This window comes from Lysinibacillus sp. K60, from assembly GCF_019731275.1.
In the GTDB taxonomy this organism is placed as follows: Bacteria; Bacillota; Bacilli; order Bacillales_A; family Planococcaceae; genus Lysinibacillus; species Lysinibacillus capsici.
On the sequence record NZ_JAASJR010000008.1, the window covers coordinates 16,446 to 40,212 of the forward strand.

The 23,767-nt window shown below is 39.6% G+C and carries 36 protein-coding genes and 1 pseudogene; all 37 read right to left on the reverse strand.

Annotated elements, in window-relative coordinates:
- Window positions 1–10: 10 nt before the first annotated feature.
- On the reverse strand, window positions 11–400 hold the full coding sequence (rpsK, locus tag HCH28_RS17045) for a 30S ribosomal protein S11 (protein ID WP_004233731.1): 390 nt from the start codon (window positions 398–400) through the stop codon (window positions 11–13).
- A gap of 25 nt (window positions 401–425) precedes the next feature.
- Window positions 426–791, reverse strand: coding sequence for a 30S ribosomal protein S13 (rpsM, locus tag HCH28_RS17050; RefSeq protein WP_004233729.1), 366 nt, complete (start codon window positions 789–791; stop codon window positions 426–428).
- Between the two features lie 24 nt (window positions 792–815).
- Window positions 816–929 carry a 50S ribosomal protein L36 gene (rpmJ, locus tag HCH28_RS17055; protein WP_000868344.1) on the reverse strand — a complete coding sequence of 38 codons (114 nt, stop codon included), beginning with the start codon at window positions 927–929 and terminating at the stop codon, window positions 816–818.
- 37 nt (window positions 930–966) lie between these two features.
- A complete protein-coding gene (infA, locus tag HCH28_RS17060; RefSeq protein ID WP_004233690.1) occupies window positions 967–1,185 on the reverse strand; it encodes a translation initiation factor IF-1 in 219 nt (72 codons plus the stop codon).
- A gap of 86 nt (window positions 1,186–1,271) precedes the next feature.
- A pseudogene (locus HCH28_RS17065) lies at window positions 1,272–1,349 on the reverse strand (type I methionyl aminopeptidase); the annotation flags it as partial.
- A 249-nt stretch (window positions 1,350–1,598) separates the two neighbouring features.
- Window positions 1,599–2,252: an adenylate kinase gene (locus HCH28_RS17070; protein ID WP_004233689.1), complete on the reverse strand. Its 654-nt coding sequence runs from the start codon at window positions 2,250–2,252 to the stop codon at window positions 1,599–1,601.
- 70 nt (window positions 2,253–2,322) lie between these two features.
- Window positions 2,323–3,618 carry a preprotein translocase subunit SecY gene (gene secY, locus HCH28_RS17075; protein ID WP_221682379.1) on the reverse strand — a complete coding sequence of 432 codons (1,296 nt, stop codon included), beginning with the start codon at window positions 3,616–3,618 and terminating at the stop codon, window positions 2,323–2,325.
- The gene (gene rplO, locus HCH28_RS17080) at window positions 3,618–4,058 is read right to left on the reverse strand and encodes a 50S ribosomal protein L15 (protein WP_004233670.1); all 441 of its coding nucleotides are present in this window, start codon (window positions 4,056–4,058) and stop codon (window positions 3,618–3,620) included. The genes secY and rplO overlap by 1 nt, the downstream gene beginning before the upstream one ends.
- 34 nt (window positions 4,059–4,092) lie before the next feature.
- Window positions 4,093–4,275 carry a 50S ribosomal protein L30 gene (rpmD, locus tag HCH28_RS17085; protein WP_004233668.1) on the reverse strand — a complete coding sequence of 61 codons (183 nt, stop codon included), beginning with the start codon at window positions 4,273–4,275 and terminating at the stop codon, window positions 4,093–4,095.
- A gap of 13 nt (window positions 4,276–4,288) precedes the next feature.
- Window positions 4,289–4,792, reverse strand: coding sequence for a 30S ribosomal protein S5 (rpsE, locus tag HCH28_RS17090; protein WP_004233664.1), 504 nt, complete (start codon window positions 4,790–4,792; stop codon window positions 4,289–4,291).
- 21 nt (window positions 4,793–4,813) lie between these two features.
- On the reverse strand, window positions 4,814–5,173 hold the full coding sequence (gene rplR, locus HCH28_RS17095) for a 50S ribosomal protein L18 (protein WP_004233662.1): 360 nt from the start codon (window positions 5,171–5,173) through the stop codon (window positions 4,814–4,816).
- A gap of 32 nt (window positions 5,174–5,205) precedes the next feature.
- Entirely contained in the window at window positions 5,206–5,745 is a 540-nt protein-coding gene (rplF, locus tag HCH28_RS17100) for a 50S ribosomal protein L6 (protein ID WP_221682380.1), read from the reverse strand.
- 30 nt (window positions 5,746–5,775) lie between these two features.
- Entirely contained in the window at window positions 5,776–6,174 is a 399-nt protein-coding gene (gene rpsH, locus HCH28_RS17105; RefSeq protein ID WP_004233658.1) for a 30S ribosomal protein S8, read from the reverse strand.
- Between the two features lie 29 nt (window positions 6,175–6,203).
- Window positions 6,204–6,389 (reverse strand): type Z 30S ribosomal protein S14, encoded by a 186-nt coding sequence (locus tag HCH28_RS17110; RefSeq protein WP_004233656.1) that lies wholly within the window; start codon window positions 6,387–6,389, stop codon window positions 6,204–6,206.
- Between the two features lie 21 nt (window positions 6,390–6,410).
- A complete protein-coding gene (gene rplE, locus HCH28_RS17115) occupies window positions 6,411–6,950 on the reverse strand; it encodes a 50S ribosomal protein L5 (protein ID WP_004233654.1) in 540 nt (179 codons plus the stop codon).
- 28 nt (window positions 6,951–6,978) lie between these two features.
- Entirely contained in the window at window positions 6,979–7,287 is a 309-nt protein-coding gene (rplX, locus tag HCH28_RS17120) for a 50S ribosomal protein L24 (protein ID WP_004233652.1), read from the reverse strand.
- Between the two features lie 35 nt (window positions 7,288–7,322).
- Complete coding sequence (gene rplN / locus HCH28_RS17125) at window positions 7,323–7,691, reverse strand: 50S ribosomal protein L14 (protein ID WP_004233650.1); 369 nt, start codon at window positions 7,689–7,691, stop codon at window positions 7,323–7,325.
- Between the two features lie 43 nt (window positions 7,692–7,734).
- The gene (gene rpsQ, locus HCH28_RS17130; protein ID WP_004233648.1) at window positions 7,735–7,998 is read right to left on the reverse strand and encodes a 30S ribosomal protein S17; all 264 of its coding nucleotides are present in this window, start codon (window positions 7,996–7,998) and stop codon (window positions 7,735–7,737) included.
- Window positions 7,999–8,016: 18 nt separating this feature from the next.
- Window positions 8,017–8,217: a 50S ribosomal protein L29 gene (gene rpmC / locus HCH28_RS17135; protein ID WP_004233646.1), complete on the reverse strand. Its 201-nt coding sequence runs from the start codon at window positions 8,215–8,217 to the stop codon at window positions 8,017–8,019.
- On the reverse strand, window positions 8,207–8,641 hold the full coding sequence (gene rplP / locus HCH28_RS17140; RefSeq protein ID WP_004233644.1) for a 50S ribosomal protein L16: 435 nt from the start codon (window positions 8,639–8,641) through the stop codon (window positions 8,207–8,209). The genes rpmC and rplP overlap by 11 nt, the downstream gene beginning before the upstream one ends.
- A 1-nt stretch (window position 8,642) precedes the next feature.
- Window positions 8,643–9,296 carry a 30S ribosomal protein S3 gene (rpsC, locus tag HCH28_RS17145; RefSeq protein ID WP_025116438.1) on the reverse strand — a complete coding sequence of 218 codons (654 nt, stop codon included), beginning with the start codon at window positions 9,294–9,296 and terminating at the stop codon, window positions 8,643–8,645.
- Between the two features lie 3 nt (window positions 9,297–9,299).
- Window positions 9,300–9,644 carry a 50S ribosomal protein L22 gene (rplV, locus tag HCH28_RS17150; RefSeq protein ID WP_004233639.1) on the reverse strand — a complete coding sequence of 115 codons (345 nt, stop codon included), beginning with the start codon at window positions 9,642–9,644 and terminating at the stop codon, window positions 9,300–9,302.
- 22 nt (window positions 9,645–9,666) lie between these two features.
- Window positions 9,667–9,945 (reverse strand): 30S ribosomal protein S19, encoded by a 279-nt coding sequence (rpsS, locus tag HCH28_RS17155; protein WP_004233637.1) that lies wholly within the window; start codon window positions 9,943–9,945, stop codon window positions 9,667–9,669.
- Window positions 9,946–10,005: 60 nt separating this feature from the next.
- The gene (rplB, locus tag HCH28_RS17160) at window positions 10,006–10,836 is read right to left on the reverse strand and encodes a 50S ribosomal protein L2 (RefSeq protein ID WP_009373990.1); all 831 of its coding nucleotides are present in this window, start codon (window positions 10,834–10,836) and stop codon (window positions 10,006–10,008) included.
- A 47-nt stretch (window positions 10,837–10,883) separates the two neighbouring features.
- Window positions 10,884–11,168: a 50S ribosomal protein L23 gene (rplW, locus tag HCH28_RS17165; protein ID WP_004233628.1), complete on the reverse strand. Its 285-nt coding sequence runs from the start codon at window positions 11,166–11,168 to the stop codon at window positions 10,884–10,886.
- Window positions 11,168–11,791, reverse strand: a complete 624-nt coding sequence (rplD, locus tag HCH28_RS17170) for a 50S ribosomal protein L4 (protein WP_004233626.1) — start codon at window positions 11,789–11,791, stop codon at window positions 11,168–11,170. The genes rplW and rplD overlap by 1 nt, the downstream gene beginning before the upstream one ends.
- Window positions 11,792–11,817: 26 nt before the next feature.
- Window positions 11,818–12,447, reverse strand: coding sequence for a 50S ribosomal protein L3 (gene rplC, locus HCH28_RS17175; RefSeq protein WP_004233625.1), 630 nt, complete (start codon window positions 12,445–12,447; stop codon window positions 11,818–11,820).
- A 45-nt stretch (window positions 12,448–12,492) separates the two neighbouring features.
- Entirely contained in the window at window positions 12,493–12,801 is a 309-nt protein-coding gene (gene rpsJ / locus HCH28_RS17180) for a 30S ribosomal protein S10 (RefSeq protein WP_004233624.1), read from the reverse strand.
- A gap of 354 nt (window positions 12,802–13,155) precedes the next feature.
- On the reverse strand, window positions 13,156–14,466 hold the full coding sequence (locus HCH28_RS17185; RefSeq protein ID WP_221682381.1) for a Na+/H+ antiporter family protein: 1,311 nt from the start codon (window positions 14,464–14,466) through the stop codon (window positions 13,156–13,158).
- Between the two features lie 158 nt (window positions 14,467–14,624).
- Window positions 14,625–16,604 (reverse strand): FtsX-like permease family protein, encoded by a 1,980-nt coding sequence (locus tag HCH28_RS17190; RefSeq protein ID WP_221682382.1) that lies wholly within the window; start codon window positions 16,602–16,604, stop codon window positions 14,625–14,627.
- The gene (locus HCH28_RS17195) at window positions 16,594–17,355 is read right to left on the reverse strand and encodes an ABC transporter ATP-binding protein (protein WP_004233621.1); all 762 of its coding nucleotides are present in this window, start codon (window positions 17,353–17,355) and stop codon (window positions 16,594–16,596) included. The genes HCH28_RS17190 and HCH28_RS17195 overlap by 11 nt, the downstream gene beginning before the upstream one ends.
- 96 nt (window positions 17,356–17,451) lie before the next feature.
- Window positions 17,452–18,468, reverse strand: coding sequence for a sensor histidine kinase (locus HCH28_RS17200; protein WP_221682383.1), 1,017 nt, complete (start codon window positions 18,466–18,468; stop codon window positions 17,452–17,454).
- Between the two features lie 15 nt (window positions 18,469–18,483).
- Window positions 18,484–19,164: a response regulator transcription factor gene (locus HCH28_RS17205; RefSeq protein ID WP_004233616.1), complete on the reverse strand. Its 681-nt coding sequence runs from the start codon at window positions 19,162–19,164 to the stop codon at window positions 18,484–18,486.
- Window positions 19,165–19,322: 158 nt separating this feature from the next.
- On the reverse strand, window positions 19,323–20,510 hold the full coding sequence (tuf, locus tag HCH28_RS17210; RefSeq protein ID WP_004233614.1) for an elongation factor Tu: 1,188 nt from the start codon (window positions 20,508–20,510) through the stop codon (window positions 19,323–19,325).
- A 136-nt stretch (window positions 20,511–20,646) separates the two neighbouring features.
- Complete coding sequence (gene fusA / locus HCH28_RS17215) at window positions 20,647–22,725, reverse strand: elongation factor G (protein WP_048395562.1); 2,079 nt, start codon at window positions 22,723–22,725, stop codon at window positions 20,647–20,649.
- 42 nt (window positions 22,726–22,767) lie between these two features.
- A complete protein-coding gene (gene rpsG, locus HCH28_RS17220; RefSeq protein ID WP_004233610.1) occupies window positions 22,768–23,238 on the reverse strand; it encodes a 30S ribosomal protein S7 in 471 nt (156 codons plus the stop codon).
- Window positions 23,239–23,282: 44 nt separating this feature from the next.
- Window positions 23,283–23,702, reverse strand: a complete 420-nt coding sequence (gene rpsL / locus HCH28_RS17225) for a 30S ribosomal protein S12 (protein ID WP_004233609.1) — start codon at window positions 23,700–23,702, stop codon at window positions 23,283–23,285.
- Window positions 23,703–23,767 lie beyond the last annotated feature (65 nt).

Genomic DNA, 23,767 nt, shown 5'->3' on the forward strand with positions numbered 1-23,767 from the left:
GACGCACCCATTACACGCGACGACGTTTTGGCGGACGGCAACCATTATGAGGAACTGGAGTAACGTCTTTAATAGCAGTTACTTCTAAACCAGCAGCTTGAAGTGCACGAATTGCAGCTTCACGACCAGCACCAGGACCTTTAACAGTTACTTCCAACGTTTTCAGACCATGTTCAAGGGATGTTTTAGCAGCAGTTTCTGCAGCCATTTGAGCAGCGAATGGTGTAGATTTACGTGAACCACGGAAACCAAGAGCACCAGCACTTGACCAAGATACAGCGTTACCTTGCATATCTGTAATCGTTACGATTGTATTGTTAAATGTAGAACGAATGTGTGCGATACCAGATTCGATATTCTTTTTCACACGACGTTTACGAGTTTGTTGTTTACGAGCCATGTTAAGAAGGAACCTCCTTTACCAATTATTTTTTCTTGTTCGCAACTGTTTTACGAGGACCTTTACGCGTACGCGCATTGTTCTTCGTATTTTGACCACGAACAGGTAAGCCACGACGGTGACGGATACCACGGAATGAACCGATTTCCATCAGACGTTTAATATTTAATGAAGTTTCGCGACGTAAGTCACCTTCAAGTTTGTAAGAATCTAATTGTTCACGGATTTTGTTTAACTCATCTTCAGTTAAGTCGCGTACGCGAGTATCTTCTGAAATACCTGCATCAGCTAGTACTTTCTGAGCTGTAGTTTTACCAATACCGAAAATGTACGTTAATGAAATTACCACGCGTTTGTCGCGAGGAATATCAACACCAGCAATACGTGCCATGTACGTTGTGCACCTCCTTTAGAATTAACCTTGTTTTTGTTTATGTTTAGGATTTTCACAGATTACCATTACTTTACCGCGTCGGCGAATTACTTTACATTTTTCGCAGATCGGTTTCACAGATGGTCTCACTTTCATCTAACCTAACCTCCTTAGTAGTCCGGAGCGCAAAAGATTATTTAAAACGGTATGTGATACGACCGCGAGTTAAATCATAAGGAGATAACTCAATAGTAACCTTATCTCCAGGTAGAATACGGATAAAGTGCATACGAATCTTACCAGATACGTGTGCTAGAATCACATGTCCATTTTCTAATTCTACCTTAAACATCGCGTTTGGCAAAGTCTCAACAACTGTCCCTTCGACTTCAATTACATCATCTTTCGCCATCTACTCTGTCTCCTCTCTATATGCAAATTAAAGTTCTCATCGTTACATCAAACGGATATCTGCTGCAACTTTAGAAGCAACCTCGTTTCAACATATGTTTGGATTGTATGAGAGATGTTTGAAAGACGCTCGTCTGGTTTCGCTTCACACAATCCACGGAATATACAGAACCAGTAAGGGCACTGAATCTCCCATGTTTACACGAATACCGGAATGTCTTGGATGAGATATTCATACCCGTTACACAGATGCTTCCACGAAACCCATTATACTCCTCCAAAAGATATGTTGCACTTTTGAGAAGAAATATATACCGGGCACAATATGCTTTTGCAACTCTCAAAAAAATTATGTTTCGTTGTTGCTCCCGCATGCCTCCCGCGGAAGCAGTACTCTGCGCCCGGAGCCGGGTATCAGCTGCGGCTGCTCTGTAATAGAGCATCAAGATCAGCAAACACTTTGTTAATATCTTGCTGTCCATCTATATTAGTTAACACGCCTTTAGCTTGATAGAAATCAAGTAAAGGTTGTGCTTGTTTCATATTTACTTCCAGACGGTTAGCAACCGTTTCAGGATTATCATCTGCACGTGTATAAAGCTCGCCACCATCTTTATCACATTTTCCTTCCTCAGCAGGAGGATTGAAAATTAAATGATAGGATGTACCACAAGTTTTACAAATACGTCTACCTGAAAGACGAGCAATTAACTCATCCTTTTCAACTTGAATGTTTAATGTATGCTCAATAGCTTTACCTAGATCAGCAAGAATGCTATCTAAGGCTTCAGCTTGAGGAACAGTACGTGGGAAACCATCTAATAAGAATCCTTTTTCACAATCAGGTTTAGCCAGTCGCTCACGAACAATACCAATCGTTACTTCATCAGGTACAAGTGCACCTTGATCCATAAACGACTTAGCTTGTAAGCCTAGTTCAGTACCTTCTTTAATTGCAGCACGGAACATATCGCCTGTAGAAATATGAGGAATTGCGTACTTCTCAACAATTTTATCTGCCTGAGTACCTTTACCAGCACCTGGCAGACCCATTAAAACGATATTCATTAGGAAATATTCCTCCCACAAAAGGTTTGCTGATTAAAGGAAACGATGGAACGTTCCCTAAAAACCAACATTATTTCATAAAGCCTTTGTAGTGACGTTTAACAAGTTGAGATTCTAGCTGCTTCATCGTTTCGAGCGCTACGCCGACTACGATAATAATACTAGTACCACCGATCTGCACTGAGGCAGGTAGATTCATAAAGTTTATGAATATAACCGGCATTACTGAAATAACAGTTAAGAAAATCGCGCCGACAAATGTCAGACGATATAACACGCTTGTTAAATACGTTTGAGTGTTTTCACCAGGACGAATACCTGGAATATAAGCACCTTGCTTTTTCAAGTTATCTGCCACATTTTCTGGATTCACTTGTACGAATGCATAGAAATATGTGAATGCGATGATTAATGCCACATAAATAATCATTCCAACAGGTTTTGTATGATCAAACGTGTTATTAATGAATGTTGTAACATTATTTTCACCGAAGAACGGAACTAACGTACGAGGTGTCATCAGAAACGCTGAAGCAAAGATTACAGGAATAACCCCTGCCGCATTTACTTTTAATGGTAAATGAGTTTGTTGACCACCAGTTTGTTGATTTCGCCCAGTAACTCGTTTTGCATATTGAATTGGAATTTTACGTAGTGCTTGTTGCACGTAGATAACTCCAATAACAACCGCAAGCAAGATTAAAACAAGTAGACCAAGGATAATTAGGTTGATAAATAGCTTATCACCAGCACCCTCGACTTGTTGTGCATAGATTTGGTTGATACCTGTAGGTAATGCCGCAACGATACCTGCGAAGATTACAACAGAAATACCATTACCAACGCCATGCGCAGTAATTTGATCAGCAAGCCATACTAGGAATGCTGTACCCGCTGTTAATACAATAGAGATTATAACATATGTTAAAACCCCTTCTTCCTTAATCAATGACCCGCCATACATTCTATTAAAACCAAATGACATCGCGAATGATTGAATAAAAGCAAGAATAATAGTAAAGTAGCGTGTAAATTGCGCAAGTTTACGTCTTCCGACTTCACCTTGCTTTGCCCACTCAGCAAACTTCGGTACTACGTCCATTTGCAATAACTGAACAATAATTGAGGCTGTGATGTAAGGCATAATCCCCATCGCAAAGATGGAGAAGTTCTTTAAAGCACCACCGCCAAAAGTATTCAGGAAACCAACGAGGTTAAACTCATCAGTTGCCTTTAATACATTAGCGTCAACGTTAGGTACTGGAATGAAAGTTCCAATACGAAAAACGATTAACATTAAAAGTGTGAAAATGATTTTATTTCTTATATCTCGAACACGCATAAAGTTAGAGATTGTCTGAAACATTAAATCACCTCAGTAGTTCCGCCGGCATTCTCGATTGCTTCTTTCGCTGAAGCTGAGAATTTATGAGCTTTGACAGTAAGCTTTTTATTAAGAGTTCCGTTGCCTAGAACTTTAATTCCAGCTTTTTCATTGCTCACTAGACCAGTTTCAAGTAATAATGCAGCAGTTACCTCTGCACCGTCTTCGAAACGGTTTAAAGCATCAAGGTTAACGATCGCGTATTCTTTACGGTTAATGTTCGTAAAGCCACGTTTTGGTAAACGACGGAATAATGGGTTCTGACCGCCTTCAAAGCCTGGGCGTACACCGCCACCAGAACGAGCGTTTTGACCTTTATGACCTTTACCTGCTGTTTTACCGTTACCAGAACCGATACCACGACCAACGCGGTTGCGTTGCTTACGAGAACCTTCTGCTGGTTTTAACTCATGCAGTTTCATAGTGGGTGGCACCTCCTTGTTCAATAATTGGAAATTAAATTTCTTTTACAGTAACTAAGTGAGCTACTTTATCAAGCATACCGCGAGTAGCTGCGTTATCAGCTTTCTCTACAGTTTGGTGTAATTTACGTAAACCTAAAGCTTCAACAGTTTTGCGTTGTGCAGGTTTAGTACCAATCACAGATTTAGTAAGGGTGATTTCTAATTTGTTAGCCATTATCTTTCCCCCCTTATCCTAATAGTTCTTCCACTGATTTACCACGTAATTTAGCTACGTCCTCTACGCGTTTTAATTCAGTTAAACCTTGAATTGTTGCACGCACCATGTTAATTGGTGTGTTAGATCCAAGTGATTTTGAAAGAATATCAGTAATACCAGCAAGTTCTAGTACAGCACGTACTGGACCACCAGCGATAACCCCTGTACCAGGAGCAGCAGGTTTGATTAGGATTTCTCCTGCACCAAAGCGACCTTGCACTAAGTGTGGAGTTGTTCCACCTACGCGTGGCACTTCGATTAAGTTTTTCTTCGCATCTTCAACAGCTTTGCGGATAGCATCTGGCACCTCTTGAGCTTTACCAGTTCCGAAACCTACATGACCGTTTCTATCGCCAACTACAACTAATGCTGTGAAGCGGAAGCGACGTCCACCTTTAACAACTTTAGCAACGCGGTTAATAGTAACTACGCGTTCTTCAAGTTCTCCAAGTTTGTTTGCGTCAATACGACTCATGAAATGTGTCCCTCCTTCTTATTAAAATTCTAAACCGTTCTCACGTGCAGCTTCAGCTAAAGCTTTAACACGTCCATGATATAAGTAACCACCACGGTCAAATACTACAGCAGTAATATTTTTTTCCGCAGCGCGTTTTGCGATTGTTTCACCGACTTTAGTTGCTGCGTCAACATTGCTACCAGCACCTTCGAAACCATTTTCTTGAGAAGATGCGCTAACAATTGTTACGCCTGCTACGTCATCGATAAGTTGCGCGTAAATGTTCTTGTTAGAACGGAATACGTTTAAGCGTGGACGCTGAGCAGTACCCGAAATTTTAGAACGTACGCGAGCATGACGTTTTTTACGAACCTGATTTTTATCTTGTTTCGTAATCACAAGGGTCACTCCTTTCTAATGCTTAAGCTGCATTATTTACCTGTTTTACCTTCTTTACGACGAACATATTCGCCTTCATAACGAATACCTTTACCTTTATAAGGCTCTGGTGGACGAACGTCACGGATGTTAGATGCAAGAGCACCAACGCGTTCTTTGCTAATACCTTTAACGATGATTTTAGTGTTTGAAGGAACTTCAATTTGTAGACCATCTTCAGGTGTGAACTCTACTGGATGAGAGTAACCTACGTTAAGTACAAGTTTAGTACCTTGTAATTGCGCACGGTAACCAACACCGATAAGTTCTAAAGCTTTTTCGAAACCTGCAGAAACACCAGTAACCATGTTCGCAAGAAGCGCACGAGTAGTACCGTGGTTTGTGCGGTGTTCTTTTGAATCAGAAGGACGTACTACAGTGATTACGTTACCCTCTTGCTCAATTTTCATATCTTGGTGGAAAGAACGAACAAGTTCGCCTTTAGGACCTTTAACAGTAACAGTGTTGTTTGCATCAACAGTAACAGTTACGTTAGCAGGTACCTCGATAATTTTTTTACCTACACGAGACATTTAGTTGCACCTCCATTCATTTATTGCTAATTACCAAACGTATGCTAGAATTTCTCCGCCAACTTGTTTAGCGCGAGCTTCTTTATCTGTTAATAAACCTTGTGAAGTTGACACTAAAGCGATACCAAGACCGTTCAATACTTTAGGTACTTCATTTGTTTTAGCATATACACGTAAACCAGGTTTAGAAATACGTTTTAAGCCAGTGATAACGCGCTCGTTATCTTTTCCATATTTTAAGAAAATACGGATGATACCTTGTTTGTTGTCTTCCACGTATTCTACGTCACGTACGAAACCTTCACGCTTTAAAATTTCAGCGATTTCTTTTTTCACGTTGGAAGCTGGTACTTCTAACTTCTCGTGACGAACCATGTTCGCATTACGAATGCGAGTAAGCATATCTGCAATCGGATCAGTCATTGTCATTACATTTACCTCCTTCCCAAATTAGGGGATTACCAGCTGGCTTTTTTCACGCCAGGAATTTGTCCCTTATATGCAAGTTCTCGGAAACAAATACGGCAAAGTTTGAATTTGCGATATACTGAATGTGGACGACCACAGCGTTCACAACGTGTATACTCTTGCACTTTAAACTTTTGCTTACGTTGTTGTTTAACGATCATAGATTTTTTAGCCACGTTTTCGCCCTCCTTGTTTGATTACTTTTGGAACGGCATACCGAATTGTGTCAATAACTCGCGAGCTTCTTCGTCAGAGTTCGCTGTCGTTACGATCACGATGTCCATACCGCGTACTTTTGAAACTTTATCGTAATCGATTTCTGGGAAAATTAATTGTTCTTTAACACCTAGAGTGTAGTTACCGCGACCATCGAATGCTTTTTTAGAAACACCACGGAAGTCACGTACACGAGGTAGTGAGATAGAAATTAATTTGTCCAAGAATTCATACATACGCTCACCGCGTAATGTAACTTTAGCACCGATAGGCATACCTTCACGAAGACGGAAACCTGCGATCGATTTTTTAGCTTTAGTTACTACTGGTTTTTGACCAGTGATAATTGTTAATTCTTCAACAGCTGCATCTAACGCTTTAGAGTTTTGAACTGCATCACCAACACCCATGTTGATAACGATTTTCTCAACTTTCGGTAGTTGCATAACTGATTTATATCCAAATTTGCTCATAAGAGCTGGAGAAACTTCATTTAAATATTTTTCTTTTAGGCGGCTCATGTGTGTACCTCCCTTCTATTTATACTAATTAGTCGATTACTGCACCTGATTTTTTTGCTACACGAACTTTTTTACCGTTTTCGATTTTATAACCTACACGAGTCGGCTCGCCAGATTTAGGATCGATTAGCATTACGTTCGAAACGTGAATTGCAGCCTCTTGGCTAACAATACCACCTTGTGGATTCAATTGGTTAGGTTTAACGTGTTTTTTCACGATATTCACACCTTCAACAAGAACGCGATCTTGTTTTGGGAAAGCAGCAAGGATTACGCCTTCTTTGCCTTTATCCTTACCAGTGATTACCTTAACCTTGTCACCTTTTTTTACATGCATGCTGTCGCACCTCCTTGATTGGCACTGTCATGAAATTAAAGAACTTCTGGAGCTAGAGAAACGATTTTCATGAAGTTGCTGTCACGTAGTTCACGTGCAACAGGTCCGAAAATACGAGTTCCGCGTGGTGATTTATCATCACGAATAATTACACAAGCATTTTCATCAAATTTGATGTACGTGCCGTCTTTACGACGAACGCCTGATTTAGTACGAACGATAACAGCTTTAACAACGTCACCCTTCTTGACAACGCCACCTGGTGTTGCTTTCTTAACTGTACAAACAACGATATCACCGATGTTAGCAGTTTTACGGCCAGAGCCACCAAGCACTTTAATTGTAAGAACTTCACGTGCACCTGAGTTGTCAGCAACTTTCATACGACTTTCTTGTTGGATCACTTAGGTTACCTCCCTTCGGAAATTGGTTGTTCCGAAATAGTTATTAAATAATAACCGCTTTTTCTACAACTTCTACTAGACGGAAACGTTTAGTAGCTGATAGCGGGCGAGTTTCCATGATACGTACGATATCACCGATTTTCGCTGTGTTTAACTCATCATGAGCTTTAAACTTTTTAGAGTATTTTACACGCTTACCATAAAGCTTGTGCTTTTTGTAAGTTTCAACTAAAACAGTAACAGTTTTGTCCATTTTATCTGAAACAACGCGGCCCGTGTAAACTTTGCGTTGATTGCGCTCAGTCATACTTGAAAACCTCCTTTATCAGTTATTTGCACTGATTTCTCTTTCACGAATAACAGTTTTCATACGCGCGATTGCTTTACGCACTTCACGAATACGAGCTGTGTTTTCTAATTGACCAGTCGCCAATTGGAAGCGAAGGTTGAAAAGCTCTTCTTTCAGTGATTTCACTTTTAATTCTATTTCAGAAGTAGCAAGGTCACGGATTTCATTAGCTTTCATTAGATTCACCACCAGTTTCTTGACGTTTTACGATCTTACATTTAACAGGAAGTTTGTGTGATGCTAAACGAAGTGCTTCACGTGCAACTTCTTCAGATACGCCAGCAATTTCGAACATTACTTTTCCTGGTTTAACTACTGCTACCCAACCTTCAGGAGAACCTTTACCAGAACCCATGCGGACTTCTAGAGGTTTTTTAGTGTAAGGTTTATGTGGGAAGATTTTAATCCAAACTTTACCGCCACGTTTCATGTAACGAGTCATCGCGATACGAGCAGATTCGATTTGACGGTTAGTAATCCAGCTAGCAGTTTGAGCTTGTAAGCCCCATTCGCCGAAAGTTACTTCTTTTCCGCCTTTCGCTTCGCCACGCATGTTGCCGCGGTGTTCACGACGGTATTTAACGCGTTTAGGCAATAACATATTATTTGCCTCCTTCCACAGATTTCTTCGTAGGAAGAACTTCACCACGGTAGATCCATACTTTAACGCCTAATTTACCGTAAGTAGTATCAGCTTCTGCGTGTGCATAATCGATGTCAGCACGTAGAGTATGAAGTGGAACAGTTCCTTCACTATAGTGTTCAGCACGCGCGATATCAGCGCCACCTAAACGACCAGATACTTGTGTTTTAATTCCTTTTGCACCAGCGCGGATTGTGCGTTGGATCGCTTGCTTTTGCGCACGACGGAATGATACACGATTTTCTAATTGACGAGCGATGTTTTCAGCTACTAGACGAGCGTCAAGATCTGCACGTTTGATTTCAATGATGTTGATGTGTACACGTTTACCAGTTAACTCGCTAAGGTATTTACGAAGGTTTTCAACTTCAGTACCACCTTTACCGATTACCATACCTGGTTTCGCAGTGTGAATTGTAATGTTTACACGGTTTGCAGCACGTTCGATTTCTACTTTAGAAACTGAAGCGTCTTTAAGAGCCGTTTCAATATATTTACGCACTTTGATGTCTTCGTGAAGTAGAGTTGCATAGTCTTTTTCAGCGTACCATTTTGACTCCCAGTCACGAATAATACCAACGCGTAGTCCTATTGGATGTACTTTTTGACCCACGGATTAACCCTCCTTCTTCTCAGATACCACTAGAGTAATGTGGCTTGTGCGTTTGTTAATTGCGCTTGCACGTCCTTGTGCACGTGGACGGAAACGTTTTAAAGTTGGACCTTCGTCAACGAATACTTCAGAAACTACTAAAGAGTTGATGTCAAGATCGTAGTTGTGCTCAGCGTTAGCAACTGCAGATTTTAATACTTTCTCAACGACTGGAGACGCCGCTTTTGGAGTATGACGTAAAATTGCAACTGCTTCACCAACTTGCTTACCTCGGATTAAGTCTACAACTAGACGTACTTTGCGAGGAGCAATGCGTACTGTACGAGCGATAGCTTTAGCTTGTGTCATTAGGATTTACCTCCTCTCAAAATTAGCGTCTTGTTTTCTTGTCGTCTGCACCGTGACCTTTATAAGTACGTGTCGGTGCGAACTCACCAAGTTTATGGCCTACCATATCTTCTGTTACGTATACAGGAACATGTTTACGTCCATCATATACAGCAATCGTTAAACCGATGAAGTTCGGGAAGATTGTAGAACGGCGTGACCAAGTTTTGATAACTTGTTTTTTCTCAGAAGCCTCTTGCGCTTCCACTTTTTTCATTAAGTGGTCATCGACAAAAGGTCCTTTTTTCAAGCTGCGACCCATGTAGGAACCTCCCTCCGTGATTCCACCACGGCTCTCACATAGAACCGTAGTTTAACCACTTTATTTTTTACGACTACGGATGATAAATTTATCCGATTTGTTTTTCTTCTTGCGAGTTTTGTAACCAAGTGCTGGTTTACCCCAAGGAGTCATTGGTGATTTACGTCCGATTGGAGAACGTCCTTCACCACCACCGTGTGGGTGATCGTTAGGGTTCATTACAGAACCACGAACTTCTGGGCGTTTACCTAACCAACGGCTACGACCTGCTTTACCGATGTGTACAAGTTCGTGTTGTTCGTTACCAACTTGACCGATTGTAGCGCGGCAAGTAGCTAAAACTAAACGTACTTCACCAGATTGTAAACGAACGATAACGTACTTATCTTCACGACCAAGTACTTGCGCAGAAGTACCAGCTGAACGTACTAATTGTCCGCCTTTACCAGGTTTTAACTCGATGTTATGGATTGTAGTACCCATTGGAATGTTTGCTAATGGTAATGTGTTACCTACTTTAATATCAGCATCTGGGCCAGAAACGATTGTTTGACCAACCTCTAGACCTTTTGGTGCTAAGATGTAAGCTTTTGCTCCATCAGCGTAGTTGATTAATGCGATATTCGCAGAACGGTTTGGATCATATTCAATAGTAGCAACTTTTGCCGGAATGCCATCTTTAACACGTTTGAAATCGATAACACGGTATTGCTTCTTATGACCACCACCATGATGACGAACAGTGATTTTACCTTGGTTGTTACGACCAGCTTTGCGTTTAGTTGGTTCAAGCAATGATTTCTCAGGCTTGTTAGTTGTAATTTCCGCAAAGTCTAATGACGTCATGTTACGACGACCATTAGAGGTAGGTTTATACTTTTTAATCGCCATTGTGTTTTCCCTCCTTCTTGAGTGTTCAAATCATAAATCCGTTAGGATTACATTTCGAATAATTCAATTTCTTTGCTATCAGCAGTTAATTTAACGATCGCTTTACGACGTTTGTTAGTGTAACCACCGTAACGGCCTACGCGTTTGAATTTACCTTTGTAGTTAAGAACGTTTACTTTCTCAACTTTTACGCCAAAGATTTCTTCTACAGCGTCTTTTACTTGAGTTTTGTTAGCGCGAGTGTCTACTTCGAAAGTATACTTTTTCTCTGCCATAAGTTCTGAAGAACGCTCAGTAATGACCGGACGTTTTAAAATATCACGTGCTTCCATTATCCAAGCACCTCCTCAACTTTTTCTACTGCAGACTTAGTGAATACAACTTTATCATGACCTAATAGATCAAGAACGTTGATTCCGTTTGCAGTTAAAACTGTTACACCTGGGATGTTACGAGCAGATAATGCTACGTTTTCATCTAGGTCAGCAGTTACGAATAAAGATTTTTTCTCTAAAGAAAGATCTTTAAGGATTTTTGTGAATTCTTTTGTTTTTGGTGCTGCTAGAGTTAGAGCATCAAGAACTAAGAAGTTTTGTTCTACTACTTTAGCTGATAAAGCAGATTTAAGAGCTAAACGACGAACTTTTTTAGGTAATTTATAAGAATAGCTACGTGGAGTAGGACCGAATACGATACCACCGCCGCGCCATTGTGGAGAACGGATAGAACCTTGACGAGCACGACCAGTTCCTTTTTGACGCCATGGTTTACGACCACCACCAGCAACCTCAGAACGGTTTTTAACCTTGTGATTACCTTGACGAAGAGAAGCACGTTGAGCAACTACTGCGTCGAATAATACTGCTTCATTTGGCTCGATTCCGAAGATCGCATCGTTTAATTCGATTTCACCAACTGAAGCACCTGTTTGACTAAGTACAGATACTTTTGTCATTCCTGTTTCCTCCTTTCCTTAAGTGATTACTTAGCTTTAATTGCAGTTTTTACTGTAACTAGAGCTTTTTTAGAACCAGGAACATTACCTTTAACAAGTAGTAAGTTACGATCTGTGTCAACTTTCACGATTTCTAAGTTTTGGATTGTAACTACATTGCCACCCATTTGACCAGGTAATTTCTTTTGTTTGAATACGCGGTTCGGAGCAACTGGACCCATTGAACCAGGACGACGGTGGTAACGAGAACCGTGGGCCATAGGACCACGAGATTGTCCGTGGCGTTTGATAACACCTTGGAAACCTTTACCTTTAGTAACTCCTGTTACATCGATTACATCGCCTTCTGCGAAAATTTCTACTTTGACTTCTTGACCAACTTCGTATTCTTCCACGTTCACGTTGCGGAATTCACGAATGAAGCGCTTAGGAGCAGTGTTCGCTTTTGCTACGTGACCTTGTTCTGGTTTGTTAGAAAGCTTAACGCGCTTGTCTTCGAAACCAACTTGAATTGCTTCGTAGCCGTCTGTTTCAACAGTTTTCTTTTGAAGAACTACGTTTGGAGTAGCTTCGATAACTGTTACCGGGATTAAATCGCCGTTTTCAGCGAAAACTTGTGTCATACCAATTTTTCTACCTAAGATTCCTTTAGCCATTTGTCACACCTCCTGTAAGTTTTAAAAGTTATATTGTTTTTACCATTAAAGTTTGATTTCGATATCAACGCCAGATGGTAAATCAAGTTTCATTAACGCGTCAACAGTTTGTGGTGTTGGGTTAACGATATCGATCAGACGTTTATGCGTACGCATTTCGAATTGTTCACGAGAATCTTTGTACTTGTGAACAGCACGAAGAATTGTGTACACAGACTTCTCAGTTGGAAGTGGAATCGGACCTGATACACTTGCACCTGAACGTTTTGCAGTTTCCACAATTTTCTCAGCAGATTGATCTAAAATACGGTGATCATACGCTTTTAAACGAATACGAATCTTTTGTTTTGCCATTATTTTCCCTCCTTCTCGCCTATTTTCTAGACATTCTCCACGAAAATTTTCCCACACACCGCCATGGCAAAGCGGCCGGGTGTGTCGGCAACCTCTCGCTTCATCGCAGTCAAAGACCAACATTCAACATTATATACAATAAAAAAAGAATAAGCAAGTCTTTTCGCTAAATTCTTTTAAATGTTGCAGATATTCTTAGTACTACTATTTCTTCGCTTTATTAAGCCGTTTATTAGTATATAAAATTTCTATACATATTGCAACACTTAAGGTTGTCATATCAACATTTTCGCACATTTCAAATAACTCTAAAAAGAAAAGTAGTTTCTACTTAAATAGAAACTACCTCCTTAATTATAGAAAGAACACACAGGCAATCCAACCAAACAGGATTAGTGGTATGTTAATGAAAAGGAACGTAGGAACACAGGTATCCCAAATATGATGATGCTGGCCGTCAGCATTAAGGCCTGCTGTTGGTCCTAATGTAGAATCGGATGCTGGAGAACCTGCGTCTCCTAAAGCACCAGCTGTACCGATTAAGCATAATATCGCTAAAGGGCTCATATCAAAACCTTGTGCTAGCGGAACAAATAGTGTAGCGATTATAGGCACTGTTGCGAAGGACGAACCAATCCCCATCGTCACAACTAATCCTATGACTAACATGATGAAGACAGCAAGACTTCTATTTCCTTCTAATACGGTGAGTGAATTTGTAATTAAGCTGTCCACATCACCTGTTGCATTGATTACCGCCGCGAAACCATTTGCCGCAATCATAACAAAGCCAATAAAGGCCATCATCTTCATTCCTTCAGAAAGAATATCATCGGCTTCTCGCCATTTAAGGGCACCTGTAAAATACATAATCATAATACCTGCAAACGAGCCTACAATCATTGAATCTGTTAACACTTGAGCGCATAGTGATGTTACTAGTGCCAGCGCTGTAGAAAACATAATAAATTTGCTGACGTTTACATTTAAAGATTCCGTCTCCACTTCACTATGCCTATAATGTCTTGGCTTTCGGTATACAACAAATGCGATTATCAATCCGATTAGCATTCCTAACACGGGAATCCCCATTGCTGCAGGGACATCACGTGAAGATACAGCCATTCCTGCCTCTGACACTTGTGTAGCAACGATATCTTGAAAGATTGCTCCAAAGCCAGCAGGTACAAAACTATAAGTACCAATAAAGCCTACTGCAATCAATGTTGCAATTATACGTCTGTCGACTTCTAGCATATTTAAAATCTTTAAAATAGGAGGAATTAATAATGGAATGAAGGCAATATGAATAGGAATGACATTTTGAGATAAAATAGACATCACAAAAATAAGGAAGAAAATTAAGACCTTCACCAGTCCTTTTCTATTACTTTCACCCTTTAATATTTTTAACATCCCCGCTATCATTAATTCGGGTATTCCTGTTTTGGCAATGGCGATTGCAAAACCACCAAGTAAGCCATAACTTAATGCAATGGTTGCTCCTGCCCCTAATCCTTCCGTAAATGATTGGACAGTTGACTCAATGCCCATCCCACTAGTTAGACCACCTACAAATGCTCCTAGAACTAACGAGAGAACTACATTGATGCGAAGCAAACTTAATATTAACATAACGGCTACAGCCGCAATTACTGCATTCATTGTTACACTCTACTTTCATACACTAAATTACTAACATGTTAAACTTTATTATTCTGATAATTGAAAGTCAAGGTTTTTTGTAATTTCTATTTTTTTTGCACTAAAAAACAGTGTGATGATAACCACCACACTGTTTCCGAGTTTCTTCTTATTTAATATTACAACGATTGACGTACAACCTTTTTATAATAGCCTACCGATAGAATGGCAAAAATCGTATATAGGGCTATATAACAGCACATTGCAATCCACAAGGGGGCTGTTAACTCTGTCCCAAATAGAAACCATCCTGACTTAACAGCAAAGTAGCTATGCAATAACCCTATAACTAATGGAACACCGAAATTAAAGGCCTGTTTCATATAAATACCCTTCATGATATCTTTTTCAGCAAAACCAATCTTTCGTAGGATTGTATAGGAATCACGTTCTTCCTCTGCCTCAGACATTTGTTTAAAGTATAGAATACTACCTGTGGTCATTAAGAACGCTAACCCTAAAAATGCTGTTGTAAATATGGTAAGACCCAATGATTCAATGTTGTCTTTACGTTTTCCTTCATAGGATGATTGTGTATATTGCTTTGTCTCCCCTTTATCATCTATAGCCTTAATAATGCCTGCATTCGATTGAATATATAATTTTTCTGCTGTTGCAATATCTTCGTTCGATTTTAAAGTGATTGTTGATTGATGATGCCAAGGATAAAGAGCTGCCTGTGTAGTTAAACTTTTAAACATATCATCTGTCACAACAAAGATAGGTCCACCACCCCCAGCCGTTACAATACCACTTATCACACTTTTATCGTGGATATCAACGACATGAAAAGTTTCTTCAAGTTCTCCTGCAGATACTACTAAATCATGATCTTTCTCTAACGGGAACATTTCGGCCATATAACCACCATAGTTTGTTAGGATAACCTCATTCCCGGATAGCTTAGCTTCTGGAACACTCTGCTGATAATCTGAAAGCGGTATGGTATAAATTGTGCCTTCCATTGTATATAAAGGGTTATCCTGCTGTTTTTTAGACATCAATTGACCTACAGCAGCGGTTACTCCCTGAAGACGGTAGTCAATTTTATCATAAGCAATATTATTTTCCTCTAACTTCTCTAAAAATCTCTCCCCTTGCTCTTCAAGCAATATGAAATCACCAGGTACTTGGCTATATGCAGATGCTTCCGAGGAGTAGTAGGCGATATAGGAAAGCGTCGTCACGCCTAGAGAAACGCCTGTTAACACGGTGATTAGCGTTAATGACTTTGCATTGCTCTTCATACGATGCATTATGGGCGTTAATGCTAATACATCCTTTATGGATAAATGCCCTTTTTTCTTTAGGCGAATAGTATTCATAATAAATGCTACAGAGAAACGAAAAACAAGGAATGTTCCACCGATTGTAGTAGCTAAAATAATAATCATATTAATAAATAAATTACCAGCAGATTCAATATCGAACAGCTTTGTCGATGCATAGTAGCCATAAGCAATCAGTATAAGACCCAAAAAGCCAATAACCATCTGTAATGCACTAAAGCGCCTCACACGCTCATCTGCTTGTTTTGCTGCACTAAATAATGATAACAATGAAACATGATGAATCATCCAAGCCATCTGTATAAGAACGATGATCAATAAGATCGTAAACACAATCATCGACTGCAGTAAAGCTTGTGTACTAAAAGTCATGGTTACGAGAGCTTCTTTTTCAAGTACACGAAGCAAAATCATTGCAAACACACGAGAGCTAAAGAAGCCTGCCAACATACCTATAATAACGGCTCCAACAAATAACAGAATGTTTTCAATCGCTAATAAACGCACGATTAGCCCCTTAGTCATGCCAATCAGTTGATACAAACCTATTTCCTTACTACGACGCTTCATAAATAAATGGTTTGCATACAGAACGAAGAACAAAACGATAAAATAAAGAATATAAGTTGCTGCCTTAAATCCTGCAGTAGCTGTTCCACTCATTTGAACAGCAGCCCACACTTCCGTATTATTTTGCAGGGTGACAAAGGAAAAGTATAATGTAACACTAAAAATAAGTGCAAAGAAATATAGATAGTAGTGTTTCATATTTTTCTTCATGCTTCGAAGTACTAACTTACTAAGACTCATACCCGTCACCGCCTAGCACACTTTGTGTATGCATGATTTCTTTGAAAAAGGCCTGCCTTGTTTTATCGCCCTTATAAAGTTCACTATAGATAAGGCCATCCTTTAGAAATAACACACGTGTACAGAAACTTGCAGCTACAGCATCGTGTGTAACCATCATAATTGTCGCCTCTTTTGTTTCATTTATATTTTGTAGATTTTGAAGTAGGGCTGTAGCTGATTTAGAATCTAGTGCACCAGTGGGCTCGTCTGCAAATACCAATGACGGATTGGTAATAAGTGCACGTGCAGCAGAGGTACGCTGTTTTTGTCCACCTGATATTTCGTTGGGGTATTTATTTAAAATTTCCGAGATTCCCAGCAAAGAAGTGAGTTCCTTCACTCGACTTTCAGCAACTGCTTTTGGTAACTTACTGATGGCTAACGGTAGAAGAATATTTTCTTTTACTGTTAAGGTATCTAATAAATTATAGTCCTGAAATATAAATCCCAGCTGCTCTCGTCGGAAGTTTGCTAAAGCCTTTTCTTTCATACCACGTAAACTATGACCGTTTATCTCAATTACACCTTCTGTCGCAAAGTCAATTGAGCATAAGACATTTAAAAGCGTGGTTTTACCAGAGCCAGAAGGTCCCATAATACCTACAAACTCACCTTTATTCACCTCTACATCAATACCCTTTAATACTTCTTGAGCCGTTGATTTTTTCCCATACACTTTCTTTATTTTACGTCCTATTAAAACTGTCACTTCAAAACGCCCCTTTCTATAGTTCAAGTGTACCCTGTCATACCTAATCATTCGTGCGTTTTACATGACAATATAAAAAGGTAGGTGACATTTTCGTCATCTACCTGTTAGTTTCGCATATTCATTTTGTAAGGGGAAGCGTAGTGTAAATAGCGAGCCTTCACCAACTTTAGATTGAACATTAATACGAATACCAATTTTTTGGGCTACATTAGATGCTAAATAGAGACCCATACCTGTAGATTGAGAGGATTCCCTTCCCGCTGTTCCTGTATAAGATTTTTGAAAAATCCTAGGTAAATCGTCTAAAGGTATACCCCTACCTATATCTTTAATATGTAGTAATGTAGCTCCTGTAGAATCATGTTCTGTAAAGATTGTTATCTCAGAATTTACTGGGCTATACTTGATGGCATTCGAAAGAATTTGTCGAATAATAAAAGCTAGCCACTTGCCATCTGTCATAACCGTCTCTGTCAGTTCACCAATTTCAAAGCCAATGCCTTTTTCAAGACACCATGCTTGCATAGCTCTGATTTCTTTATAAACAATGGGCTTCAGTTCAATCTCATTTAAATAATTATCTTTTTCAATAGCGTATAATCTTGTTTGATGCAGTTGTTGGTCAACCAAAAGATGTAGTCTTAGCCATTCATTCTCTAATTTTCGACGTAGCTGTAAATCCTCAATATGTTCAAACATTAAATTAATAGCAGTTAAAGGTGCTTTTACTTCATGGACCCAAGCTAATAGCTCATCAGAATGTTCCTGTATCTGCACTTTGGCTTGATTTAACTCTAAATTCTTTTCAAAGAAGGCATCCTCCATTTTTCGAAAGTATACTTCTTGAAAAGGAGACAAAGCTAAGCTATTTCTATGTGCATCATCAAGGTGGCTATCCATATTTCCCAGGAAATCTTTTAATTTCCCAACTTCGATGACATAGCGACACCAAAAAAAGAGTATAAAACTTACAAGTAAACTAACGTTTACATACCATATAGAAATTCCATTTAAACCAACATCTAAAGAAAATAGCGCATTTAGAATTATCAAAGTAAAAATAAAAAATCCAATCCAAGCAAAGCGTTCTCTCATAAATAATAATAGCAACTTTCCTCACGTCCCTCAGCTTACTGCCATATAACCAAGTCCCTTTTTTGTTAGTATTACCTCATGTAAACCAATATCCTCTAGCTTTGTACGTAACCGATTAACGTTTACAGACAAAGTATTATCGTTTACGAAACGTTCGTCATCCCATAGTTTTCTCATTAACTCGTCTCTGGAAACGATATGATTAGCCTGTTCTACTAATATTCTTAAAATGAAAAGTTCATTTTTTGTTAAGGAAGCAATGGCACCATTATACATAATTTCACTTCTGGCATAATCAATTATGGCATCGTTAAAACGTGTAACATCCATTTTTTCTTCAACATAATCATAGGTTCTACGTAAAATAGCCTGTGCTTTTGCGAGTAAAACTTCCATATGAAAAGGCTTTTGAATAAAATCATCAGCCCCCATTTGCATGGCCATTACCATATCCATGGGGTGATCTCGAGAAGAAAGAAAAAGAATTGGTACTTTGGATAAATGACGAATTTCACGACACCAATGAAAGCCGTCATAGGCAGGCAATTGAATATCAATTAGCACGAGATGTGGCTTCTCCTCTATAAAGTCATCCATCACCTTTTGAAAATTTTTAGGTCCAACCACGTTTAGCGACCACTGTTCAAAACGTTCTTGAATCATGCCAAAGATAGAAGGATCATCTTCAATTAGCAAAATTTTCATGTCCATAATCAGTTCCCCTTTCCCTTTAATTATTTACGCTAGAGGACATGCTTGTGGTTATGTACACATACACTAATTAAAACTCTAATTTTTCTTTATTTTAACACAAAAAACCAATCTGTAGGCGTCCCTACAGATTGGTTTGAAATTAGCGAAAGCTAAAATTATTTTTGGATAGAAGCAACTACGCCAGCGCCTACAGTACGGCCACCCTCACGGATAGAGAATTTAGTACCTTCTTCAAGAGCGATTGGAGCGATAAGTTCAACTGTCATTTCAATGTTATCACCAGGCATTACCATTTCAACGCCTTCTGGTAAGTTACAGATACCTGTTACATCAGTTGTACGGAAGTAGAACTGAGGACGGTAGTTAGAGAAGAATGGAGTATGACGGCCACCCTCTTCTTTTGATAAAACGTAAACTTCAGCTTTGAAGTTAGTGTGTGGAGTAATTGAACCTGGTTTAGCTAATACTTGACCACGTTGGATTTCTTCACGAGCAACACCACGTAGTAAAGCACCGATGTTATCACCAGCTTCAGCATAGTCTAATAATTTACGGAACATTTCTACACCAGTTACAGTAGTAGATTTAGCTTCTTCAGCGATACCGATGATTTCAACTACGTCACCAACTTTAACTTGACCACGTTCAACACGGCCAGTTGCAACTGTACCACGACCAGTAATAGAGAATACGTCCTCTACAGGCATCATGAATGGTTTGTCAGTTTGACGTTCTGGAGTTGGGATGTAAGAATCTACAGCGTCCATTAATTCAACGATTTTTTCTTCCCATTCTGGTTCACCTTCAAGAGCTTTAAGAGCAGAACCTTTGATTACAGGAATATCGTCACCTGGGAAGTCATATTCAGATAGTAGGTCACGGATTTCCATTTCTACTAATTCTAATAATTCTTCGTCATCAACCATATCACATTTGTTCATGAATACTACTAAGTATGGAACACCTACTTGACGAGATAAAAGGATGTGTTCACGTGTTTGTGGCATTGGGCCGTCAGCAGCAGATACTACTAAGATACCGCCGTCCATTTGAGCAGCACCAGTGATCATGTTTTTAACATAGTCAGCATGTCCTGGGCAGTCAACGTGTGCATAGTGACGAGTTTCAGTTTCGTACTCTACGTGAGAAGTATTGATTGTGATACCACGTTCTTTTTCTTCTGGAGCGTTATCGATATCAGCGTAAGATTTAGCTGTACCACCCATTTTTTTAGAAAGAACTGTAGCGATTGCAGCAGTTAAAGTAGTTTTACCATGGTCAACGTGTCCGATTGTACCAATGTTAGCATGCGTTTTAGAACGGTCAAATTTTTCTTTAGCCATTAGAGATTGCCTCCTCAAAATTGTATGTTTTAGATTTAAAATTTATAGAATGAATGCTGATAGAGAACGGGCCCATCCCCTATCCTGCAATCATAGCTTACAAATTAGTTATACTTTATGCAAGATGAAATTTCAATTATTCACCTTTATTTTTTTTGATGATATCTTCAGAGATTGATTTTGGTACTTCTTCATAATGATCGAATACCATTGAGAATACACCACGACCTTGCGTTGCAGAACGTAAAGTTGTTGCATATCCAAACATTTCTGAAAGTGGAACCATCGCACGAACAACTTGAGCGTTACCGCGAGCTTCCATACCTTCTACGCGACCACGGCGAGAAGTGATGTTACCCATGATATCACCAAGATATTCTTCAGGAATTACAACTTCAACTTTCATCATAGGCTCTAAAAGAACTGGACTACATTTTGATGCAGCAGCTTTAAGTGCCATAGATGCAGCAATTTTAAATGCCATTTCGTTTGAGTCAACATCATGGTATGAACCATCGAATAATTTCGCTTTGATGTCGATTAATGGGTAACCAGCGATTACACCGCGGTCAAGCGAGTCACGAAGACCTGCTTCTACAGCTGGAATATATTCACGTGGTACTACACCACCAACGATAGCATTTTCGAATTCAAAGCCTTTACCCTCTTCATTTGGAGAGAATTCGATCCATACGTCACCGTATTGACCACGACCACCAGATTGACGAGTGAATTTACCTTGAACTTGAGCAGAGCCACGGAATGTTTCACGGTAAGATACCATTGGAGCACCTACGTTAGCTTCTACTTTAAATTCACGGCGCATACGATCAACTAAGATATCAAGGTGAAGCTCACCCATACCTGAGATAATTGTTTGACCAGTTTCTTGGTCTGTATGTGCACGGAATGTTGGATCTTCTTCTTGTAGTTTTTGTAAAGCTTGACCCATTTTATCTTGGTCAGCTTTTGATTTTGGTTCTACAGAAAGAGAGATAACTGGTTCTGGGAACTCCATAGACTCAAGGATAACAAGGTTTTTCTCTTCACAAAGAGTGTCACCAGTTGTTGTATCTTTAAGACCTACAGCAGCTGCGATATCACCAGCAAATACTTTTGAAATCTCTTCACGGCTGTTAGCGTGCATTTGTAGGATACGACCTACACGTTCACGTTTACCTTTTGAAGAGTTTTGTACGTATGAACCTGATTCAAGAACACCAGAGTACACACGGAAGAACGTTAATTTACCTACGAATGGGTCAGTCATAACTTTAAATGCTAAAGCTGAGAATGGCGCTTCGTCTGATGATGGACGTTCAGTTTCATCACCATCTGGAGTTGTACCTTTAATAGCTGGTACATCAACTGGTGATGGTAAGTAGTCGATAACTGCGTCAAGCATTTTACGAACACCTTTGTGTTTGAATGCTGTACCACAGATTACTGGGTAGAATTCTACAGCGATTGTCGCTTTACGGATAGCCGCTTTAAGCTCTTCTTTTGTAATTTCTTCACCAGCAAAGTATTTTTCCATGATTTCTTCGTTAACTTCAGCGATTGCTTCGATTAACTTCTCACGGTATTCTTCAGCTTGCGCTTGGAATTCTTCAGGAATTGGTTGGCCTTCACGTAATGCTGTACCTTCTTCGTTATCGTAGTAAGTTACATCCATTTCAACTAGGTCAATAATTGCTTTGAACTCATCTTCCGCACCAATTGGTAATTGGATTGGATGAGCATTTGCTTGTAAACGCTCATGTAAAGTACCTACAGAATATAGGAAATCTGCACCCATTTTATCCATTTTGTTAATGAATACGATACGTGGTACACCGTAAGTTGTAGCTTGACGCCATACAGTTTCTGTTTGAGGTTCAACACCAGATTGAGCATCAAGTACAGTTACTGCGCCGTCAAGTACACGTAATGAACGTTCTACTTCTACAGTGAAGTCTACGTGTCCAGGAGTATCGATGATGTTTACGCGGTTGCCTTTCCATTGAGCTGTTGTCGCAGCAGAAGTGATTGTGATACCACGTTCTTGCTCTTGCTCCATCCAGTCCATTTGAGAAGCGCCTTCATGAGTTTCACCGATTTTGTGAATCTTACCTGTGTAATAAAGGATACGCTCAGTTGTTGTTGTTTTACCAGCATCAATGTGAGCCATGATCCCAATATTACGAGTATTCTCTAGTGAGAATTCGCGTTTCATTAGGTATTTCTCCTTCCATATTGGGCTTATGCTATGTTTAGATTACCAACGGTAGTGAGCGAATGCTTTGTTCGCTTCTGCCATTTTGTGCATATCTTCACGTTTCTTAACTGATGCACCAGTGTTGTTAGAAGCATCAAGGATTTCGTTAGCTAAACGCTCTTCCATAGTTTTTTCACCACGAAGACGAGAATAGTTAACTAGGTAACGAAGACCTAAAGTTGTACGACGTTCTGGGCGTACTTCAACTGGTACTTGGTAGTTAGAACCACCAACACGGCGAGCACGTACTTCAAGAACTGGCATTACGTTATTTAGAGCAGCTTCGAATACTTCGATTGGATCTTGACCAGAACGTTCTTTAACTAGTTCGAACGCACCGTATAAAATCTTTTGAGAAGTACCTCTTTTACCATCAATCATCATTTTATTGATTAAACGAGTTACTAGTTTTGAATTATAAATTGGATCTGGTAACACGTCACGTTTGGAAACAGGACCTTTACGAGGCATGTGTTTTCCTCCTTTCATTGAGTAAATATATTGTTTGATTTAAATTATTTTTTTTCTTTAGGGCGTTTTGTACCGTATAAAGAACGTGATTGCATACGACCGTTTACACCAGCAGTATCAAGAGCACCACGAACGATATGGTAACGAACACCCGGTAAGTCTTTTACACGACCGCCACGGATAAGAACAACACTGTGCTCTTGTAAGTTGTGGCCTTCACCAGGAATGTACGCTGTAACCTCGATTTGGTTAGTTAAACGTACACGAGCGTATTTACGTAACGCTGAGTTTGGTTTTTTAGGCGTCATTGTACCTACACGAGTACAAACACCACGTTTTTGTGGAGATTTAACATCAGTTAAAGATTTTTTAAATGAGTTATATCCTTTGTTTAACGCTGGTGAATTTGATTTCGTGATTTTAGATTTACGAGGCTTACGTACCAATTGGTTAATTGTAGGCATCGATTTTTCCTCCCTTCATTCCTTCTTTTTTAATACCACACATCCAGGTGGTTCATTTTTTGGGT

Excerpts from the sequence above, each read along its gene's own strand:
- rplB (WP_009373990.1), bottom strand. The coding sequence starts at position 10,836 with ATGGCGATTAAAAAGTATAAACCTACCTCTAATGGTCGTCGTAACATG.
- rpsG (WP_004233610.1), bottom strand. The coding sequence starts at position 23,238 with ATGCCTCGTAAAGGTCCTGTTTCCAAACGTGACGTGTTACCAGATCCA.
- HCH28_RS17205 (WP_004233616.1), bottom strand. The coding sequence starts at position 19,164 with ATGGACATGAAAATTTTGCTAATTGAAGATGATCCTTCTATCTTTGGC.
- HCH28_RS17070 (WP_004233689.1), bottom strand. The coding sequence starts at position 2,252 with ATGAATATCGTTTTAATGGGTCTGCCAGGTGCTGGTAAAGGTACTCAG.
- infA (WP_004233690.1), bottom strand. The coding sequence starts at position 1,185 with ATGGCGAAAGATGATGTAATTGAAGTCGAAGGGACAGTTGTTGAGACT.
- rpmD (WP_004233668.1), bottom strand. The coding sequence starts at position 4,275 with ATGGCTAACAAATTAGAAATCACCCTTACTAAATCTGTGATTGGTACT.
- rpsJ (WP_004233624.1), bottom strand. The coding sequence starts at position 12,801 with ATGGCAAAACAAAAGATTCGTATTCGTTTAAAAGCGTATGATCACCGT.
- rplE (WP_004233654.1), bottom strand. The coding sequence starts at position 6,950 with ATGAGCCGCCTAAAAGAAAAATATTTAAATGAAGTTTCTCCAGCTCTT.
- rpsS (WP_004233637.1), bottom strand. The coding sequence starts at position 9,945 with ATGGGTCGCAGCTTGAAAAAAGGACCTTTTGTCGATGACCACTTAATG.
- rplW (WP_004233628.1), bottom strand. The coding sequence starts at position 11,168 with ATGGAAGCACGTGATATTTTAAAACGTCCGGTCATTACTGAGCGTTCT.
- rpsM (WP_004233729.1), bottom strand. The coding sequence starts at position 791 with ATGGCACGTATTGCTGGTGTTGATATTCCTCGCGACAAACGCGTGGTA.
- rplV (WP_004233639.1), bottom strand. The coding sequence starts at position 9,644 with ATGACACAAGCTAAAGCTATCGCTCGTACAGTACGCATTGCTCCTCGC.
- rplO (WP_004233670.1), bottom strand. The coding sequence starts at position 4,058 with ATGAAACTGCATGAGTTAAAACCAGCAGAAGGTTCTCGTAAGCAACGC.
- secY (WP_221682379.1), bottom strand. The coding sequence starts at position 3,618 with ATGTTTCAGACAATCTCTAACTTTATGCGTGTTCGAGATATAAGAAAT.
- rpmC (WP_004233646.1), bottom strand. The coding sequence starts at position 8,217 with ATGAAAGCTAATGAAATCCGTGACCTTGCTACTTCTGAAATAGAATTA.
- HCH28_RS17185 (WP_221682381.1), bottom strand. The coding sequence starts at position 14,466 with ATGAATGCAGTAATTGCGGCTGTAGCCGTTATGTTAATATTAAGTTTG.
- rplC (WP_004233625.1), bottom strand. The coding sequence starts at position 12,447 with ATGGCTAAAGGAATCTTAGGTAGAAAAATTGGTATGACACAAGTTTTC.
- HCH28_RS17190 (WP_221682382.1), bottom strand. The coding sequence starts at position 16,604 with ATGAGTCTTAGTAAGTTAGTACTTCGAAGCATGAAGAAAAATATGAAA.
- rplD (WP_004233626.1), bottom strand. The coding sequence starts at position 11,791 with ATGACAAAAGTATCTGTACTTAGTCAAACAGGTGCTTCAGTTGGTGAA.
- rpsL (WP_004233609.1), bottom strand. The coding sequence starts at position 23,702 with ATGCCTACAATTAACCAATTGGTACGTAAGCCTCGTAAATCTAAAATC.
- rpsQ (WP_004233648.1), bottom strand. The coding sequence starts at position 7,998 with ATGACTGAGCGCAATCAACGCAAAGTTTACACGGGCCGCGTTGTTTCA.
- fusA (WP_048395562.1), bottom strand. The coding sequence starts at position 22,725 with ATGAAACGCGAATTCTCACTAGAGAATACTCGTAATATTGGGATCATG.
- rplX (WP_004233652.1), bottom strand. The coding sequence starts at position 7,287 with ATGCATGTAAAAAAAGGTGACAAGGTTAAGGTAATCACTGGTAAGGAT.
- rpsK (WP_004233731.1), bottom strand. The coding sequence starts at position 400 with ATGGCTCGTAAACAACAAACTCGTAAACGTCGTGTGAAAAAGAATATC.
- rpmJ (WP_000868344.1), bottom strand. The coding sequence starts at position 929 with ATGAAAGTGAGACCATCTGTGAAACCGATCTGCGAAAAATGTAAAGTA.
- rplF (WP_221682380.1), bottom strand. The coding sequence starts at position 5,745 with ATGTCTCGTGTAGGTAAAAAAATTATCGAGGTACCTGCTAACGTAACT.
- tuf (WP_004233614.1), bottom strand. The coding sequence starts at position 20,510 with ATGGCTAAAGAAAAATTTGACCGTTCTAAAACGCATGCTAACATTGGT.
- rplP (WP_004233644.1), bottom strand. The coding sequence starts at position 8,641 with ATGTTATTGCCTAAACGCGTTAAATACCGTCGTGAACACCGCGGCAAC.
- rpsH (WP_004233658.1), bottom strand. The coding sequence starts at position 6,174 with ATGACAATGACTGATCCGATTGCAGATATGCTTACTCGCATTCGTAAT.
- rpsE (WP_004233664.1), bottom strand. The coding sequence starts at position 4,792 with ATGAGTCGTATTGACGCAAACAAACTTGGAGAACTTGAAGAACGCGTA.